The following is a 17,863-nucleotide window of genomic DNA, read 5'->3' on the forward strand; positions in this document are numbered from 1 at the left end:
TAGAAACGTTTCAATATTCAGGGCTTGCAGATGCCGCAGGGGGAGTAGCCCTGGGCGATCAGATCCTCCCGGCTGCCGGTATAGTCCTGCCGGTTGGAGGGGGACATGCTCTCTACACCGGAGCAAGAGGGGAGATGGAACTTCTGAGAACTGGTGTTGAGTACATAGCTCTGCTGGCTGTCCTGGGAACTGTCCGGACGGTCGGTCCCACTCAGCCAGCTCTCTCCGGTGGCGTAGTCGATCTCCACCCCTGGCTGTACATTGTAGACGTACACGCAGAAGCAGACGCCGGCTCCCTCGTCCTCCACGGACCAGCCCTCCATCAAAACTCCGCTGGCCAAAAGGTTGTCCCCCTGGAAGACGGGGGTCACCCGATAAGCCACGTGGTTCCCGGTCTCCTTGATGTAGTCGGCAGTGAGGTTTTCAAAGGGAAGCATGCCCTCGGTGTTGAGGTAGCGGGTTCCGGTGATGAGGTTGTCCTCGTTGGCGTTCTCACCTGTGAGCTGGAACCCGATGAGGTGGCAGCGATTGTAGAGGTATTTCCCGTCCACGCAGTCATATTTCACGGTGTGCCATCCGGTGGGCTTCACCTGCCCGATGCTGCCCCGGTCCTCGGTGGGCATCAGGTCCTGCCCTACACAGGCATAGGCGGCGGTACAGCGGCCCAGGCTGTCCCGCTGGCCGTAAGTCTCAAAGGAGTCGGAGGACAGGTCGGCCGTGGTGAAATAGGGGACGTTGTCATGGATGGAAACGTAGGGTTGGCCGGAGTAGGCCGGGACATCGGAGAGCTGAAAGGACTCGCCGGAGGAGAACGAACTGCCCGAAACGCCGGAATCTGCCTGAGAGGAGGCGGAAGGGGAGAGACCGCTGCAGCCAGTCAGCAGGGAGAGGAGAAGAACCAGGGCCAGCAAACGGGCCGCAATTGCGTGTTTCATCTTACATAGACCTCCTGAGTAATCGTGTCATGGGAAAAGCCGGAAAAATCCTGACGCTCTGTCACGTGCCAGCCGTGCTGGGCCAGGGGCAGATCCAGAAAGGTGTCGGCGGGGTACAGACGGTTCCAGCGAAACAGAATGACCTGCTCCAGCTTGTCCTCGCAGTCCAGCAGGGACTGGAGCTCCAAAAAGCAGAATTCACCCGGACCGGCCCGCAGCAAAAAGTCCTCCGCAATCCGGATCTGTCCCGCATACTCCGGCTCAAACTGCCCGGCGGAATAGGCGCTCATCCAGACCGGACGGGAGCCTGCCTGCGCCATCAGCTTGCGGCGGAGGGCGCGGTCCTGGCTCTGACGCCGGCCATTGAAGGAAACGCCGCCCCGATCATCCACACACAGTGCTGCAATCATAGGAACTCCTCCTGTTCTTTCCCGGCGGACAGACCTGTCTGCCGGACTTTTTGCTCTGATGCCATGTATTTTGTCAGAAAAGGGGTTCCATAAACCGGACTTTTCTGCAAAGCCGATAGGGACTGTGAGACACAAAAGCTGGACCGAAGAAAAGAGCAGCCCCACAGCGTGGGGCTGCTCTGGGAAAAAACTAAGTCAAGGGGTGTGGACGATCAGGGAGTAATGGCCCACACACGGGCAGGCAGGCCGGTGGCACCCTCGATGTTGGGGTAGGAGACCACCACCACCGCTCCGGCGGGAGCCACCTGGTCCAGATTGCAGAGGAGCTCCACCTGCAGCTTGCCCTGAGCGAGCACGTACCGCTCACAGGCCAGGTCGCCGGCGGCGGCAGCCAGGGCGGAGGCGTCCGTGTCAATGGTCTCGTGGCCGTTGGCGGCGGCAGAACGTACCTCATAGAGGTACTTCAGCGCCTCCATGGACCAGCCGGGGCAGTGCTCGCCGCCCTCGGCGTCGAAGTTGGACAGGGCGTCCATACTGGGCCAGCGCTGGCCCCAGTCGGTGCGGAGAGCCACAAAGGCTCCGTCAGGGATGGGGCCATATTTGGCCTCATAGTCCTGAATGTCCTGCATCGTGACCGCATAGTGAACATCCTCCTTCACCTTTTCCGAGACGTCCACCACGCACAGAGGGAAGACCAGCTGCTGTACGCCGTAGGCCTGGGACAGCTTGCCATCGGGCACAAAGTGGCCGGGGAAGTCGATGTGGGTGCCGAACTGGCCGGGGAACTTGAAGGTCTGAATGAGACAGTCCAGCATGGGGTTGCCCCAGTCGTAGACAGTTTTGGACAGCTCCACCGAGCCGTCGGGGATCCCCGCCCAATAGGGGCTGTCGTTGTTCAGAGAGTGGGACAGGTCCACCCACCGGTACTGGCGGGCCTTTTCCAGTGCGTTCCAAAGCTCGTACATATCAGGGTCCTCCTTTTATCCTTGAGATGAAGCGGCCCTTGAGGCCGCGGGGAATTACCAGTATCATACCATTCCTGTGCCCTCTTCGCAAGGGACAGAAATAGACCGTTCATTCCAGGGCAGAGGGGCGATGCCCCTTGGCTTCCAGGATGCCGGGGATGATGGAGCACAGAGAGCCCGCCACAATGAGCACAATGCCCAGCAGCATGTTGGGGGAGACGACCTCTCCGTGGAGCAGCCAGGCCAGAACGGGGGACAGGGCCGGCTTGAAGAAGTAGACCAGGGAGACCACGCTGGCAGGCTGGTACTCCATGGCCAAAAAGTAAGCGCAGAAGCCAATTCCGGCCACACCGGCAGAGACAAACAATACGTAGGGGAGGTTTTCCAGAGTATAGCCTGCAAAAATGGGAATGTTGGAAAAGGCGGGCAGCTGGGCGTCGATGAGCGCCTGGGCCACCGCCGGAATGTGGGTGATGAGGATAAAGACCAGCACGATGAGGCTGCCGAATAGGAAGCTAAAGCAGGTCACCACGGCACCGCCATATTCCGCACACTTCTTCTTGCCCATGACTCCGTAAACGGAAAAGAGCAGGGTGGAGAGCAGAGCGAGAAAGACGCCCCACAGGTTGAGCCGGGTGTGGAACGGGCTGATAATGGCGATGGTGCCGGCAATCTCCAGAATCAGAGCGGCGACATTGCGCCGCAGAATGGGCTCGCCCAGCACAAAAAAGGCCAAAAAGGTGACAAAAACCGGGTTGCAGCTGAAGAGTACGGCCACCACAGCGGAGTCCGTGTAGTTCACGGCCAGATGGAGAATGGGCATGCTCAGGGCGATGCCGGTGAGCCCAAGCAGGGCAAAGTAGCCAAGGGGTTTGGCATCCAGGTGCTTCTGCCGCTTTTTCAGGGTGTGCAGCGCCAGGGGCAGGAGAAACAAAAAGCCGATGGAGAACCGGGCCAGGGTGAGCTGGACCGAGTTAATCTGACCGGCGATAAACTTCAGGACCACCTCAAAAGAGCTAAACAAAATCACCGCCACCGCGATGTAGAGATAGCCTTTCTTCATGGAACGTGACGCCTTCTTCCGGATGTTCTCAATTATATATACAGCTGCAGCGGATAAGTGCGCTGTGGTGACCCGAAACAGTGGATCCTTCCACATTATTATTGTAGCGAATGTGGGAAGAAAATTCAATAAGCGGCGTGGGGCGGGGCAAGGAGTATTTATGAATTTTGGGCTTTGGCAGAATTGTGGGACTGCAAAAGTGAGCAAATCAAAACAGCAGAGACAACGAAAAGATCGTTGCCTCTGCTGTTGGTACACAAGAATGAATTGAATCTGGGGCAAAACGGAATTATCCGAGCATTTCCCAGACCTTTGCGGCCACGGCATTTCCCAACTTGGCATGGTCGGCCTTGGAATAATGCAGACCGTCCAACTCGTTGATCTCGAAATCCATTTCGCTGCAGTCCAGGAAGCCGCAGCCATAGCGCTGAGCAATATCCCGATACAGGGCGCCCAGCTGTACGCTCTTTTCATACGCCAGAGGTCCGTAGCTGAAGCCGAAAATCATGTCCGCAATGTTCTCTTTTACAGGAGCGGGTGCAATCAGAAGGACCTTGGGAGCGGGGTAGTTGTAGTAGGACTGCTGGGCGGCAATGACCAGCTTTTCCATACCGAACGCGATCATGCCGGCGGAGAGATTGAACATGTGCTTCAGTTCGTTGACGCCCATTTGAAGGATGACCAGATCCAGCGGAGCCTGCGCATCCAAAGCGGTCTCCAGACTGGCCAGACCGAGGCGGTGAGGGAAATAGGGGTCCTCGACCATGTTGGTGCGGGCGTTGAGGGCATCTTCGATGATGCGGTAATCCGGCCCCAGAAGGTTCTGGACAATGCCGGGCCAGCGCTCGTGGAAGGCCATTCTCTGTCCGGAACCAAGGGCGGGATCGTATGTGGTATAGTCGTAGCCCCAGGTGTTGGAATCTCCAAAGCAGAGTATGTGTTTCATAAAACGGCTCCTTTCCTGACTTGATTTCTATGCAGAAGCAACTGCGATAGGTAAAACAGGGGATAAGGGGAAAAGGGAGCATAGAACTATGCTCCCTTTTCTTGTAATGGCTGTCTTAACGGTTTCAGCGGATGCTGTGTACCTTGTCCATAAACTCCTTGACCCGGTCCAGTTCCACGTGGTTGTCGAACAGACCATCCTTCTTAAAGGTGGTGCCGACTACGGCGCCGTCAGCAATGGACAGAATCTTTTCAATTGTATTGACCTTGCAGCCGGTGTTGGCAAAGACGGCCGTTTCGGGAATGGTATTCTTTACGCGGGCCAGAATGTCGGTGTCGGTGGCGGCACCGGCAGTGATGCCGGAAACACAGATGACGTCAGGCCGGTTGTTGAACACGGTGGTTTTGGCGATCTGCTCGATGGGACGGTCGGCCAGATATTTGGCGGCCTCGGGAACGATGTTCCAGAGCAGCTTTACATCCTTCAGGCCAAGGCGCATCTGGTGACGCACAATAGCGCCGGGATCGGTGTCCCAAAGGCCGTAATCAGAGGCGTATACGCCGGACATGATTTCGCGAATGAACTTGGCGCCGGTGGCAGCAGCCAGATCCAGAGAGGCATAGGGATCCCACAGCATATTTACGCCGAAGGGGATCTTGATCTCACTCTTCAGTTCGCCGATGACACGGGCCATACAGGCGGTGGTCACGGGCTCCACCTTGGTCAGATAGGGCAGGCTGAACTCATTGGAGAACATGACCGCGTCAACGCCGCCCTCCTGAAGGGCAAGGAACTCGGCCCGAGCCATCTCCACAACCTTTTCCATTCCGCCATCCGCATCAAAATAAGGATCGCCGGGCAGAGCACGCACATGGCACATAGCGACAATAGGCTTGTGAGTGCCAAAGGTTTCTTTAATCCAGTCCATCAGTGACTTCCTCCTTAAAACTTCTTGAACTGAAATCCCTTCAGTCCTTCCACACAATTCAGAACAGCCGACCTTGATATAAGGGGAGATTTCCAGCGGCCGGATTGTTCTCCTTAAAGTAACCATAGCATATGCGTGATGGGTTGTCAACCGAAAAAATGAGTATATTTGATTAATTTTGATCTGTTTGTTTCTCAAAACAAAGCGAGGACTCAAAATGATTCAAAATTATGAAAAATCACGCATTTTTGCATTGACACACTAGTGTGGCATGAGCTATACTGCAGGTAGAAATGTCCCGCAAAGCATCGGGATGGAAGAAAGGAGTCAGTACAAGATGAGCAAGCGCGTTGGGTTTATTGGCCTGGGCAACATGGGCCGGGGGATGTGCAGGAACTTAATTCGGGCTGGTCATTCTCTCACTGTGTTCGACACCAGCGCTGCGGCGGCTGAGGCATTTCGGGGCGAGGCAGAAATTGCCGATTCCGTAGAGCAGGTTGGGAAAAACAGTGAGGTAATTTTCCTCTCCCTTCCCAATTCCAACATCGTGGAGAAGGTGGTTGCCCAACTTCTCGAGGCGGGAATGGAAGGGAAAATTCTGATGGATACCTCCACCAGCTACCCCCTTTCCACACAGAAGCTGGCTCAGCAGGTCAAAGAAGCCGGCGGACATATGTTGGATTCGCCCATGCTGGCCGGACCGGAAGAGGCAGAATCCGGCGATCTGCTGGCAGTCGTGGGCGGAGAGGAAGAAATCTACGAACAGGTGGGTGATCTTCTGGATGCCATCACCCACGCCAAGCGCTACATTGGTCCCAGCGGCAACGGGCATTTGATGAAGCTGGCGGTCAATTATTGCTCCCTCTCCCAGGCGGCTATGTTTGCACAGGTGTATCCGGTGATGAAACGGTTCGGACTGGATGAGAAGACTGTGTACGATGGATTGAACAATGAAATTTTTGATAACTGGGTCTTTCAGTTTTACAGCAAGCGCTATGTGAGTCATGACTACTGGTGCGGCTTCTCTCTGAACAACGGAATTAAAGATCTGAGCTATATGAAGCGGCTGTTTGAGGAGTGCAATGTTCCCGGCTTTGTGCTGGACGGTGCACTGGACCTGGCCCGGGTTACTCTGGGGGACCAGACCCCCGAAAACCCCCTGGAATTTGCCGATATGGGTCGAACTATGTACCGTTTGTTCGGATTTAAAGAGTAAAAATGTGATTGAAAATGATTAAAAAGCCCGGACCTGATGGGCGAAAGCTCCGATACGAGCAAACAAAATGAACGCAAAAAAACAAAATCACGCATTCCCCATTGACTTCTGCTTGAAAAACTAGTAAAATGTCACCATAGGTACAGCGACCGGAGACGGTCTTATGTACAAAAACACATCTAGGAAAGTGGAGGAAAAGATATGAAAAAACTGTTATCAATCATTTGCGCATCTGCTCTGATCCTCGGCCTGGCTTCTTGTGGAAACAATAACAGCGCTGGCAGCAGCGGAAGCGGCTCCGCCCCCAGCGGCTCCGGAGCCTCTTCCTCTGGCGAGAACACGGAACTGAGAACTGTTAAGATGTGTCTGGCCCGTACCGCTGAGGTGCTGGAAGACACCCCCTTCTGGGTTGCTCAGAACATGGGTTACATGGCTGAGGAAGGCCTGGATCTGGAGATGATCGAGACCTTCGGTACCACTGACTGTAAGATGGTTGCTACCGGCCAGGCTGACTTCGCCGTTCCTGGTCCCTCCCTGGCTCTGCAGTCCATCGAGCAGGGTCTGCCCATTAAGGTTGTCTGTGCCTATGACGCCATCAACATCTGGGGCCTGTGCGTGCTGAATGACAGCCCCTATCAGACCTTTGAGGACATTGCCGATGCACAGAGCAAGTACGGCCGCAAGCTGACCGTGGCTCTGGGCGATGCTTCCTGGGAATCCCTGGTTACTCCCACCCTGATTGCTGCCGGCATTGATCCCAAGGAGGATCTGGAGTTCGTGGTGGCCGGCGACAACCGCTACGTGCAGGTGGCTGAGGGCACCCTGGACCTGCTGTTCACTTGGCCCGGCGAGGCTTATCAGCTGATTGGCCAGGGCTATGACTTCAAGTATCTGGACGGCAACGAGGTTCTGAAGACCTGCTCCGGCGGTATCATCACCAACACTGCTACCATCGAGAACGACCCCGAGCTGATCGAGGGCTTCTGCCGCGCTCTGTGCAAGGGCATGTACTTCACCAAGTATAATCCCGAGGCTGCCGCTGCCGTTTCCTGCGATCAGTGGCCCAACATCGACGTGACCTGGAAGGCCGCCGTGTACGTACAGGAAGGCCGTAACTATCAGATGTTTGGTCCCGAGGGCGGCGAGGAGGAGCAGAAGCTCCTGGAGAACATCGGCATTTCCTACGAGGACAAGTGGGCTCTGAACGTTCAGACCATGCTGGACAGCGGCATCATCACCAAGGAGATTCCTGTTGAGGATATCTTCACCAACGAGTTTATCGATCTGGATTGGGATCGCGCCCAGGTTGAGGCTGATGCTGACGCTTACGACTGGCAGGCTACTGCCGCCCGCTATGAAGCGGAGTAAATCGATTCAATAGTTGTTTGAAAGAAAACGTGGGGGCTTCGGCCCCCGCGTTTTCCCAAAAGAGGATATCTTTTATTATGAAGTCACATTTATTTTGTATCGCTCTTACCGCGGCACTCCTTTTAACCGCAGGCTGTCAGAATCAGAATTCCGGCAGCGCGCAATCCTCCCAGGATGCCCAGTCACAGAAAGATGAAGTGATTGCGCAGGTGGGGGATCAGAATATTATGTACAGCCAATTGGCTGAGCATATGGTAACCTTGGAAGCGATGTACAGCGGGTTGTCGGATCAGTTCACCACTCAGGAGCTGCAGGAGAAGTTACATACTGCAGCAATGGAGAGCCTGGAGAATCTGATTACACAGCAGATTTTGTACTGTAAAATAGATGAATATGGAATTACGCTGACTCCGGAGGAGGAAACCGAGGCGCAGAAGGCCTGGGAAGAGACGCTGGAATCCACGCGGAGTTCCGTGGAGTCCACCTATCCGGAACTGGAGGGGGAGGACTTGGAGGCCATGGTCCAGACCGCAATCGAAACTGCGGGTCTGAAGGAAGAAGAAGTGGTTTCCAATGCCAGACAGACAGCGCTGGTAAACAAATTGAAAGAACAGGTCATAGCGCAGGCGGAACGTCCCACTCAGCAGGAGATCGAGGACGCCTACGAGCAGCTGTTGTCGGAACAGCAGGAGGAGTTTTCCAATGACTCCATGGCGTTTGAGGCCAGCATGCTGGCTGGGAAGCCGGTCGTCTTCGTTCCTGAGTCCTATCGGGTGATTCAGGAGCTCTACCTTCAGTTTGATTCTGAGGTAACACAGCTGCTGCGCGAAATGAAATCCTATGATACGGATGAGAGTGACTCCTACGAGGAGATCTTGGAGTTGGAGTATGAGAAGCTGCAGCAGGGTGACGTGGCCCAGGCCCAGAAACGGCTGGCCAACGGAGAAGATTTTGCGCAGCTGATGGAAGAAAATAAGCCGGGCAGCGGCAGTACCTATAACTATGTGGGGGAAGGAACCACGCGTCTGTCTGAGAACTACTACCAGGCAGCCATGTCGATTCCGGAACTTGGTCAGGTGACTTCCCAGCCGGTGAAGATGGATTATGGATATGCCCTTTTGTATTGGGCGGATACGCTTGCACCTGGGGTGCGTCCGTTGGAAGATGTGCAGGAAGCACTGGAAAGTCAGCTTTACGAGGCTGAACAGAATGAACTCTGGAAGGAGACCCAGGCCCGCTGGAGAGAAGAAACTGAGGTCGTCATTTTTGAGGACCGCCTGGGCTACTGAGAGAGGAGCATTGGACGATGAGCAAGACTGGTATTTTCTTCGATTTTGACGGCACCTTGTTTTATGGGACCACAGATATCAACTACTACGCCATCAACATGGCGCTGGAGGATATGGGGCGGCCCCCCGTTTCCCGGGATGTGGCAAACAGCACCGTAGGAGACAGACTGATCGATGCATGCAAGCGGATCCTTCAGACACAGGACGAGGCCCTGGCCCGACAGATGCTGGATGGGATCATGCGGCATGCGCCGGAGGCCATTTCCCGCTATGCGAGAATTGAACCGGATTGCATCCACATGCTCCAGACCCTGTCTCAGCGGGCTCCTCTGGCAATCTGCTCCAATGCAGAGGAGAGCTATCTGACCGCTCTGACGGAGAAATTCCAGATCAAATCCTATTTTTCGGATATCTGGCATCGAACGCCTGGGTATGACAAGAAAGCTGCCATTCCGGAACTGATGCGCAGAATGAACTTGTCCCGGGCGGTCATGGTGGGAGACCGCGAGGAAGATGTATCTTCCGGAAAGGCCAATGGCTGCATCACCGTTGCAATCCAGAACGACTTTGGAGCGCGTGATGCGGTGGGCGCCGATTATGATGTGTATAGCCATAAAGAAATGGAGCAGGTACTGCTTCAAATCATTGAGAATGAAGGAGTGTGACCGACAATGTCCAGCAAAGATATTTTAAAGGAATTCATGCTTACCTCTGCACCCAGCGGGTATGAAAGCGAGATGGCCTATAAGCTGAAGAAGCATTTGGAGGCCTATTGCGAGGAAGTGACCATTGACCGTGCCGGCAATGTCATTGCAAAAGTTCCCGGAAAGAATCCCTCTCTGCCCCGCGCAATGGTGTTCGGACACATGGACCAGCTGGGCTTTATTGTTCGGAAGGTGGAAGAAGACGGCTATATCCAGGTGGACCGCCTGGGCGGTATTCCCGAGAAAGTGCTGCCTGGTCTGGCCCTGGTGATTCGCGGCGAGGATGGCACCTGGCATCCCGGCGTGTTCGGCCCCAAGGCGCACCATGCGACTCCGGCTGAGGAGAAGTATAAGGTGGACCTGGTGACCTCTCTGTTCATTGATGTGGGAGCCACCAGTGCGGAGGAAGTGCACGCCATGGGCATCTATGTGGGCTGCCCCGTGGTGTATAAGCCTGCCTTCCAGGAGCTGTGCGGCACGCGGGTGAGCGGAACCGCCGTCGATAACCGGGGAGCCTGTACGGCCCTGGTGGAAATGGCGCGTCAGTTCAAGGAGGAGCCGCCCAACTGTGACGTGTATCTGGTCGGAACTGTGTGGGAGGAGTTCAATCTCCGCGGCGCCATGCTGGCCGCCCGGACGGTGCAGCCTGACCTGGCCATTTCTCTGGATGTTACCCTGGCCGGCGATACCAAGGACTTGTCCACCAAGTTTGAAGACAAGATGGGCCAGGGCCCCTGTGTCCATCTGTACAGCTTCCATGGCCGCGGTACACTGAACGGAACGCTGGCCCATGAGCCCATGTTCCGCTTGGCCAAGCGTACGGCTCAGGAGCTGGGCAAGCCCCTGCAGCGCTTTGCCTCTGTTGGCATTCTGACGGATTCGGCCTATATCCAGCTGGAGGGGAAAGGCGTGGCGTGTCTGGAAATGGGATTCCCGGCCCGATACACTCATACGCCCGTGGAGGTCTGTGACGTACGGGATATTGATGATCTGGCCACGGTTTGTGTGGGAATGATGCGTCGGGTCGACGAGAATTTCCAGGTTAACCGCTATTAAAACGAAAAAAGGGCGGGAGGTCAGAGCATGAAATACTTTATGGGTATCGACATTGGCACGTTTGGCAGCAAAGGTGCATTGGTAGATGAACAGGCCCGTATCGTAGCCGAGCATGCCATCAGCCATGAAATGGAAATTCCCCATCCCGGTTATGCGGAGCATGATGCGGAAAAGACCTGGTGGGGGGAGTTTTGTGCCATCAGCAAGCAGCTGATTGCTGATTCGGGTGTGGACCCGAAGGAAATTGCCGGTGTGGGGTGCAGCACCATCGGTCCCTGCTGCCTGCCGGTGGATGAGCAGCTGAACCCGCTGCGCAAGGCCATTTTGTACGGCATCGACTGCCGGGCGGTGGAGGAGATTGCGTACCTGGAGAACCTCTATGGAAAGGATGCCATATTCCAGAGCTGCGGGACGCCCCTGACCACGCAGTCCGCTGCGGCCAAGGTCCTTTGGATCAAGAACCATGAGCCGGAGGTGTATGCCAGAGCGGATAAGTTTATTACCGGCAGCACCTATCTGGTGGCCAAACTCACCGGAGAGTTTGTAATCGACCATTATACCGCTGCCACCTGGGTGCCCCTTTATGATATGAAGCGGTTGGATTGGGTCGAGGATACCAGCCTCTTCTGCAAACGGGACCAGCTGGCGCGGTGCCTCTGGAGCCACGAGGTGGCGGGCACTGTTACCAAGCAGGCGGCTCAGGAGACCGGCCTGGCAGAAGGAACCCCGGTTACCACCGGAACAGCGGATGCATCGGCTGAGGCGTTCAGCGTAGGCGTGCTGAATCCGGGCGATATGATGCTCATGTACGGTTCCTCCATTTTTATCATCCATGTGGTCAAGGAATTTACACAGGACGAGCGCCTGTGGGCGGGACCTTATCTGTTCCCGGGAACCTATTCTGTGGCCGCCGGCATGAGTTGTGCGGGTACGCTGACGCACTGGTTCCGGGATAACTTTGCGCTGGATCTGGATGAGCAAGCCCGCAAGGATGGAGCCAATGTGTACGGAGAAATTGCCAAACTGGCACAGGGCATCCCCGCCGGATCCGAGGGACTGGTGGTGCTTCCCTATTTCTCCGGAGAGCGTACTCCCATTAACGATCCCAAGGCAAAGGGCATGATTTTCGGCCTGGGCCTTCAGCACACCAGAGGACATATCTACAAGGCGCTGCTGGAAGGCGTGGGGTATGGAATCAATCAGCACTTTGAAATTTTTGACGCCCTGCATATGGGGACCAAAAAGGTTATGGCAGTAGGGGGCGGGACGAAGAATCCCACCTGGCTGCAGGCGGTCTCGGACATCAGCGGAAAGCAGCAGCATGTTGCCCAGGTAGAAACCGGTGCCGCTTACGGAGATGCATTGATTGCTGCTCTGGCCACCGGACACTACCGGAATTCCGAGGAAGTCCAGGAACACATTAAAATCAGCCGTACTGTGAAGCCGAATGCAGAATTGTATGAGACCTATGCCCCTTATCGCAGCCGTTATAACCGACTTTATCTTCAGACGCGGGATATTATGAGCGAATATTAAGATGCGGAGGAAGCTATGTTAAAGCCGGAACGATATAGACGGATCTTGGACTATGTCAATGAGCGGGGAGCCGCCACCGTGGATGAGCTGGCAGACGTGACGCAGGTGTCCAAAGCAACGATCCGGCGGGATCTGGTTGCACTGGAAGAGGAACGGTCCCTTCTGCGCACCCACGGCGGGGCGGTGACCTATCACAGCACCGTGCAGGAGGAAATTCCCATCGATCTTCGGCGGGAGCTGAATCGGGAGGAAAAGGAGCTGGTAGCCGCCGCCGCGGTGGAGCTGGTCCGTGAGGGGTCCACGATCTATGTTGGAGCGGGAACCACCGGAAGAGCGCTGGCGGCGAAACTGGGCCGGTTTCATCAGCTCACGGTGCTAACCAACGATCTGGATGTGGCACAGGAGGTTACGCGGACCGACAACAGCTTGATCATGGCTGGCGGACAGCTGAAAAAGGGCAGCCGAACCCTGTACGGATTTTTTACCGAGCAGATGCTGCGGGAGCTGCGGGTGGATACCGCATTTATGATTGTGGATGCCGTGGATGTGGAGTCCGGGTTTATGGATTACAGCATCGACGAGGTGCGCATTAAGCGTGAAGTCATCCAGAATGCCAAGCAGTGCATTATGCTGTGTGATGCCTCCAAATTCAAAAAATCCACATTGGTAAATGTTTGTCCTCTCAATCATGTCCAGGTAGTTGTGACAAATGCAGAGGCAGATCCCAAAGACGTGCAGGTCTTGATGGACGCCGGACTTCAGGTGATCCAGGCGGCCCGCAGAACATAAGACAGAACATAAGGGGGAAGGGGAATGACTTCAAAGATACGGAAAGGAATCAACATCTGGTCCTTTGATCAGAGCTTGCCTCTGGAGGACTGTATGCGTCTGGCCAAGGACGCCGGGTTTGAGGGAATTGAACTGGCAATGGCTAAGGACGGACCTCTTGGACTGCACAGCAGTGATGAGGAGATTCTGGCCGTCAAAAAGATGGCAGAGGAAATCGGCATTGAAATCTGCAGCCTGGCTACCGGCTTGTATTGGCAGTATTCCCTGACCGCCAACCCGCCGGAGATCCGGGAGCAGGCCAAGCAGGTGGTACGTCGGCAGTTGGATATGGCTGCACTGCTGGGTGTGGACTGTATCCTGGTGTGTCCCGGCACGGTTGGCGTGGACTTCCGCCCGGAAGACGTTGTGCCCGACGCCAACGATGTTACCTTCTTTGCCGGAAGCGAGATCATTGATTACGACGTGGCGTATGAGCGCTCCCAGCAGGCCCTGAAGGAGCTGGCTCCCTATGCAGAGGAAAAGGGAGTCATCATCGGCATCGAAAACATCTGGAATAAATTCCTGCTCAGCCCCATGGAATTCCGGACTTTTTTGGATGAAATCGGGTCGGACTACGTGGGCGCGTTCCTTGACGTGGGCAATATGGTGCTCTATGGTTACCCGGAGCACTGGATCAAGATTTTGGGACAGCGGATCAAAAAGGTCCATTTCAAAGATTTCCGGCGGGATGCCAAGGGCCTGGCTGGTTTTGTGGATCTCCTGGCCGGTGATGTGGACTGGGTGAAGGTGGTAGACGCCTTTGAAGCCATCGGCTATACAGGCTGGGCCAGCGCCGAAATGTGTCCCACATACAAGCTTTACACCCAGCAGATGATCTATAACGCGTCAGGGTCCATGGATTGTATTCTGCGCCGCAAGTAAGCGGCGGCGGCGGAGGGCCCTCCGTCGGAAATTGAGCGGCACCGAAGGAAGGGAAACGTATGCAAAATAAAGTCTTTCGCATTGAACACATCGCTAAGTCCTTTGGCAGCGAGAAAGACCATAATTATATGGAGGTGCTTAAGGACATCAGCATGGACATTGACGAGAAGGAGTTTATCGTTATTCTGGGAAACTCCGGCTGCGGCAAGTCCACCTTTTTGAAGATCCTGGGAGGAATTGAGCGGGCCACCAGCGGCAATATGGAGCTGCATGGAAAAGACATCGGCCAGCAAATCCCCCGGGAGGAACTCAAGCGGTTCGGCTTTGTATTCCAAAGCAACAATTTGCTGCCCTGGCGCACAGCGGAGGGCAATCTTCGCTTCAATCTCCAGACCATGAAGCTGAAGGGTCCGGAGTGGGAGCAGCGGATTGACGAGATGCTGGATATTGTAGGCCTGTTGGACTATAAAAAGGTATATCCCCATGAGCTGTCCGGCGGTATGAAGCAGCGCGTAGGAATTGCGCGGGCCTTGGTTCACGATCCCGACATTTTGATTCTGGACCAGCCGCTGGGGGCATTGGATGCGATCACCCGTAAAATGCTGTCCTATGAGATTTTGAACATTTGGAAGAAGACACAGAAGACCGTGATTATGGTGACCAACAACGTGGACGAGGCAATTCTGCTGGCCAACCGTATTTTTGTGTTTTCCAATAAGCCCGCTACCATTACCCACGAGATCAAGGTAGATATTCCTCTGGAACATCGCAATCATGAAATTGCCAACGATGCACGGTTTAATGAGCTGCGCGGGCAAATCAATGAGATTGTGCGGGCAACGCTGTAAGGGAGGTCGCAAACATGGCGCAAAGTAAACCAATCACCAAAAAGAAGAAAAAAGAGCGGGACCCGAAGCGGGTAATCGCGCCTTTAGTGGTTCTGGTTCTCATTTACATAGGTTTGGAAGTTGGCCTGCGTGTGTTCCAGGTGCCCTCTTATGTTCTGCCCACACCCACCAACATCCTCATCGAAACGGCGGCCAGCTTTTCCATTATTCTGCCGGACCTGCTGTTTACGCTGAAGATTATCTGCATCGGTTTTTGCATTGCCATTCCGTCGGGCATTTTGCTTGCCGCCCTGTTTTCTCAGTTTGACATTCTGGTAAAGGCCATGCAGCCTGTGGTAATCTGGCTGGTTATTACCCCGATGATTACCTTGATTCCCCTGATGACGCTTTGGTTGGGAACCGACCCCAACCTGCGCGTTATCATCGTGATCATTCAGGCGACTCCCATCATCTGTCTCAATACGCTGAACGGATTTACCCGGGTGGAGCAGGAGAAGCTGGAGCTGGCCCGTTCCGTGGGTGCCACAAAGCTGCAGACCTTTGTAAGCATCATCTTTATGAATGCCCTTCCTCAGGTGTTTACTGGAATCAAGCTGGGCTGTATTTTCTCCACCATTGGCGCAGTCAGTGCGGACTTTGTCAGCCGCGGCATGGGTCTGGGCGACCGGATCATCAAGTTTACCAAGTACAGCAACTTCGAAGAGAGCTACGGCTGTATCGTTTTGATTGCACTTATCGGAATTACGCTTTATACCATCGTGGAACTGATTGAAAAGCGGATTGTACTTTGGAAGAAGTAAGGGGGGTGAATCACTGTGCAGACACCAAAAATTAAGTTTGATCATGTAACAAAGGTATTTGAAACCCGCAGTCAGACCATTGTAGCCGTTAAGGATTACTCCATGGAGATTCAGGCCGGTGAGTTCATCTCCATTCTGGGCCCCTCGGGATGCGGCAAGTCGACTCTGATTCGTATGTTGGACGGCATCATTGATACCACAGAGGGCGACATCTTCATTGATGGAGTCAAGGTAAACCTGGGCGGAAAGAAGAAAATGCCGCCTGAGGTGCTTCGGAAGATGGGCTTTATTTTCCAGCAGCCCAACATGCTGCCCTGGTACACCGTGCGGGAAAACGTAGCCCTTCCCCTTCGCGTATTTGGCCTGAAGGGCAAAGAGTGGGAAGACCGTGTGGACGAGCTGATGAAAATGGTTGGGCTGGAGGAGTACGCCAATGCCCGCCCCAGCGAGATCTCCGGCGGTATGCTCCAGCGGGCCGGCGTAATTCGCGCCATGGTCCACGATCCGGAAATTCTGCTGATGGATGAGCCCTTCGGTGCTCTGGACGAGCTGACCCGCGAGCAGATGAATATGGAGCTGCTGGACATCTGGCAGAAGACCAATAAGACCATCATTTTTATTACCCATAACATTGAGGAAGCCGTTCTGCTCTCCTCCCGTGTCTATGTCATGGGTACCAACCCCGGTCATCTGGTGGAGACCGTGACGCTGGATCTGCCTCGTCCCCGGGAGCTGTCCATGATTACACAGAGCAAATTTATCGAGTACCGCCAGAAGCTGGAGAGCTACATCGGCGAAATCGATTTGAGCAAGATTAAGTGAGGAGGTGCGGCAGCGTGAACGTGAAAAACAGAGTGGTCAGCATCCTGGCTCCCATCGCCTCGTTTCTGCTGATTTTTGCCATTTGGGAAGCAGCTTGTCGAATCAATGAAATTCCGGCCTGGTTTCTTCCGATGCCGTCGGAAATTTTCAAATCCATGGTGGTGGACTTTCAGGACTATTGGCCCCACCTTCTGGTAACCCTTCAGTGTGTGCTGATCGGATTTTTGATTGCCATTCCTGTGGGCCTTCTGATTGCCACATTGATTACCAGCTTCCCTCTGCTCAATGCCGCAATGTCTCCCTACATCACCTTCCTGGTGACCACGCCGCTGATCTCCCTGATCCCTCTGCTGATGCTGGCCATGGGCTACGGAATGAATATGCGTATTACCACGGTGGTGATTCAGTCCTTCGCTGTCATCAACATGAATGCGTGTACGGGCTTTAACAATGTCCCCACCATCCGGCGGGAGTTGATGCAGTCTGTGGGAGCCAGCCGGTTCCAGACCTATCGGATGATGATTCTGCCCTCTGCGGCCACCGACATCATTACCGGCCTGCGTCTGGCGGCCATCTTTGCCACCACCACCTGTATCAGCGTGGAGTACAATGCCGGCAACACCGGCCTGGGCTCTCAGATTATCAAGTATTCCCAGTATCTGCAGACCACCCAGTCCTTTGCCTGCATCTTCTATGTTACGGTGATCGGCCTCATTATGTATGGCTTGATTGCACTGTTCCAGAAGAAGATCGTAAGCTGGCAGGAGTAAGCGTCGGCCAAACCCAAGGAGGAGACCCTGTGAACCGAAGCAAGACAACCATACTTTCTCTCCTGATCGTGGCGGCATGCATGGTGGCTGGAATTCTGGGCGCCAGGGCCAGCCGCGGGGAGCAGACATTTTCTCTGGGTGACTTCAGCGGGATACAGCCCGAATGTGCTGTGGAAACGTTTGAAGAAGATCCCAGCAACGAAAATTTAGTGTCACTGCTGAAGGTGCTGTGCTATTGGGCACAGGTGGAAGGGGACGAAACAGTCCCCACCTTGATTGCCGAGTATGGTTCTCTCTTTTATGACCGCGTGCGGGAAGGTGAGGCCGACCCGTCCGAGCTGGGGAGCGACGCTGAAATGATGGAGCTGCTTCAGTGGGTTGACTCCTACGGAGCCAAGCGCATGCCTTAGACATTATATGGCAAAAAATTCCCGTCTGATTTCAAATCAGACGGGAATTTTTTCGTAAAAAGCTGCGGGGGGGCCGGAACTTCCGGG

General features: G+C 54.8%; 19 protein-coding genes. 13 read left to right on the forward strand and 6 right to left on the reverse strand.

From position 1 onward, the window contains the following. Positions 1-17 precede the first annotated feature (17 nt). The 6 genes from DWX58_RS13410 to DWX58_RS13435 all read right to left on the reverse strand — a co-directional run bounded on the left by DWX58_RS13410 (position 18) and on the right by DWX58_RS13435 (position 5,247). Entirely contained in the window at positions 18-935 is a 918-nt protein-coding gene (locus DWX58_RS13410) for a DNA/RNA non-specific endonuclease (protein WP_118644629.1), read from the reverse strand. After that, positions 932-1,345 (reverse strand): ribonuclease Z, encoded by a 414-nt coding sequence (locus tag DWX58_RS13415; RefSeq protein WP_118644631.1) that lies wholly within the window; start codon positions 1,343-1,345, stop codon positions 932-934. The genes DWX58_RS13410 and DWX58_RS13415 overlap by 4 nt, the downstream gene beginning before the upstream one ends. 212 nt (positions 1,346-1,557) lie before the next feature. Next, positions 1,558-2,310, reverse strand: a complete 753-nt coding sequence (locus DWX58_RS13420) for a cyclase family protein (RefSeq protein ID WP_118644633.1) — start codon at positions 2,308-2,310, stop codon at positions 1,558-1,560. A 109-nt stretch (positions 2,311-2,419) separates the two neighbouring features. After that, positions 2,420-3,373, reverse strand: coding sequence for a DMT family transporter (locus DWX58_RS13425; RefSeq protein ID WP_118644635.1), 954 nt, complete (start codon positions 3,371-3,373; stop codon positions 2,420-2,422). A 289-nt stretch (positions 3,374-3,662) separates the two neighbouring features. Then, positions 3,663-4,319, reverse strand: coding sequence for a GDSL-type esterase/lipase family protein (locus DWX58_RS13430; protein WP_118644637.1), 657 nt, complete (start codon positions 4,317-4,319; stop codon positions 3,663-3,665). 124 nt (positions 4,320-4,443) lie between these two features. After that, a complete protein-coding gene (locus DWX58_RS13435; protein ID WP_147382280.1) occupies positions 4,444-5,247 on the reverse strand; it encodes a BtpA/SgcQ family protein in 804 nt (267 codons plus the stop codon). A 313-nt stretch (positions 5,248-5,560) separates the two neighbouring features. Between DWX58_RS13435 and DWX58_RS13440 the strand changes: the two genes are divergently transcribed. From DWX58_RS13440 to DWX58_RS13500, 13 genes are all read left to right on the forward strand, one after another. Further along, positions 5,561-6,463: an NAD(P)-dependent oxidoreductase gene (locus DWX58_RS13440; RefSeq protein WP_279229871.1), complete on the forward strand. Its 903-nt coding sequence runs from the start codon at positions 5,561-5,563 to the stop codon at positions 6,461-6,463. A 201-nt stretch (positions 6,464-6,664) separates the two neighbouring features. Then, positions 6,665-7,831, forward strand: a complete 1,167-nt coding sequence (locus tag DWX58_RS13445) for an ABC transporter substrate-binding protein (protein ID WP_118644641.1) — start codon at positions 6,665-6,667, stop codon at positions 7,829-7,831. 227 nt (positions 7,832-8,058) lie between these two features. Further along, positions 8,059-9,120, forward strand: a complete 1,062-nt coding sequence (locus DWX58_RS13450; protein WP_243093515.1) for a hypothetical protein — start codon at positions 8,059-8,061, stop codon at positions 9,118-9,120. A gap of 17 nt (positions 9,121-9,137) precedes the next feature. Continuing rightward, on the forward strand, positions 9,138-9,785 hold the full coding sequence (locus tag DWX58_RS13455) for an HAD family hydrolase (RefSeq protein ID WP_118644645.1): 648 nt from the start codon (positions 9,138-9,140) through the stop codon (positions 9,783-9,785). Positions 9,786-9,791: 6 nt separating this feature from the next. Beyond that, positions 9,792-10,880 (forward strand): M20/M25/M40 family metallo-hydrolase, encoded by a 1,089-nt coding sequence (locus DWX58_RS13460; RefSeq protein ID WP_118644647.1) that lies wholly within the window; start codon positions 9,792-9,794, stop codon positions 10,878-10,880. 27 nt (positions 10,881-10,907) lie between these two features. After that, complete coding sequence (locus DWX58_RS13465) at positions 10,908-12,416, forward strand: FGGY-family carbohydrate kinase (RefSeq protein ID WP_118644649.1); 1,509 nt, start codon at positions 10,908-10,910, stop codon at positions 12,414-12,416. 15 nt (positions 12,417-12,431) lie between these two features. Beyond that, on the forward strand, positions 12,432-13,205 hold the full coding sequence (locus DWX58_RS13470) for a DeoR/GlpR family DNA-binding transcription regulator (protein WP_118644651.1): 774 nt from the start codon (positions 12,432-12,434) through the stop codon (positions 13,203-13,205). Positions 13,206-13,229: 24 nt separating this feature from the next. After that, entirely contained in the window at positions 13,230-14,126 is an 897-nt protein-coding gene (locus DWX58_RS13475; RefSeq protein WP_199648847.1) for a sugar phosphate isomerase/epimerase family protein, read from the forward strand. Positions 14,127-14,185: 59 nt separating this feature from the next. Beyond that, on the forward strand, positions 14,186-14,974 hold the full coding sequence (locus DWX58_RS13480) for an ABC transporter ATP-binding protein (RefSeq protein WP_118644653.1): 789 nt from the start codon (positions 14,186-14,188) through the stop codon (positions 14,972-14,974). Between the two features lie 14 nt (positions 14,975-14,988). Then, a complete protein-coding gene (locus tag DWX58_RS13485) occupies positions 14,989-15,774 on the forward strand; it encodes an ABC transporter permease subunit (RefSeq protein ID WP_118644655.1) in 786 nt (261 codons plus the stop codon). A 15-nt stretch (positions 15,775-15,789) separates the two neighbouring features. Then, the gene (locus tag DWX58_RS13490) at positions 15,790-16,596 is read left to right on the forward strand and encodes an ABC transporter ATP-binding protein (RefSeq protein ID WP_118644657.1); all 807 of its coding nucleotides are present in this window, start codon (positions 15,790-15,792) and stop codon (positions 16,594-16,596) included. Between the two features lie 14 nt (positions 16,597-16,610). Beyond that, a complete protein-coding gene (locus DWX58_RS13495) occupies positions 16,611-17,366 on the forward strand; it encodes an ABC transporter permease (RefSeq protein WP_118644659.1) in 756 nt (251 codons plus the stop codon). Between the two features lie 29 nt (positions 17,367-17,395). Next, positions 17,396-17,776, forward strand: coding sequence for a hypothetical protein (locus DWX58_RS13500; RefSeq protein ID WP_118644661.1), 381 nt, complete (start codon positions 17,396-17,398; stop codon positions 17,774-17,776). Positions 17,777-17,863: the final 87 nt, after the last annotated feature.

Source organism: Pseudoflavonifractor sp. AF19-9AC, assembly GCF_003478995.1.
In the GTDB taxonomy this organism is placed as follows: Bacteria; Bacillota; Clostridia; order Oscillospirales; family Oscillospiraceae; genus Lawsonibacter.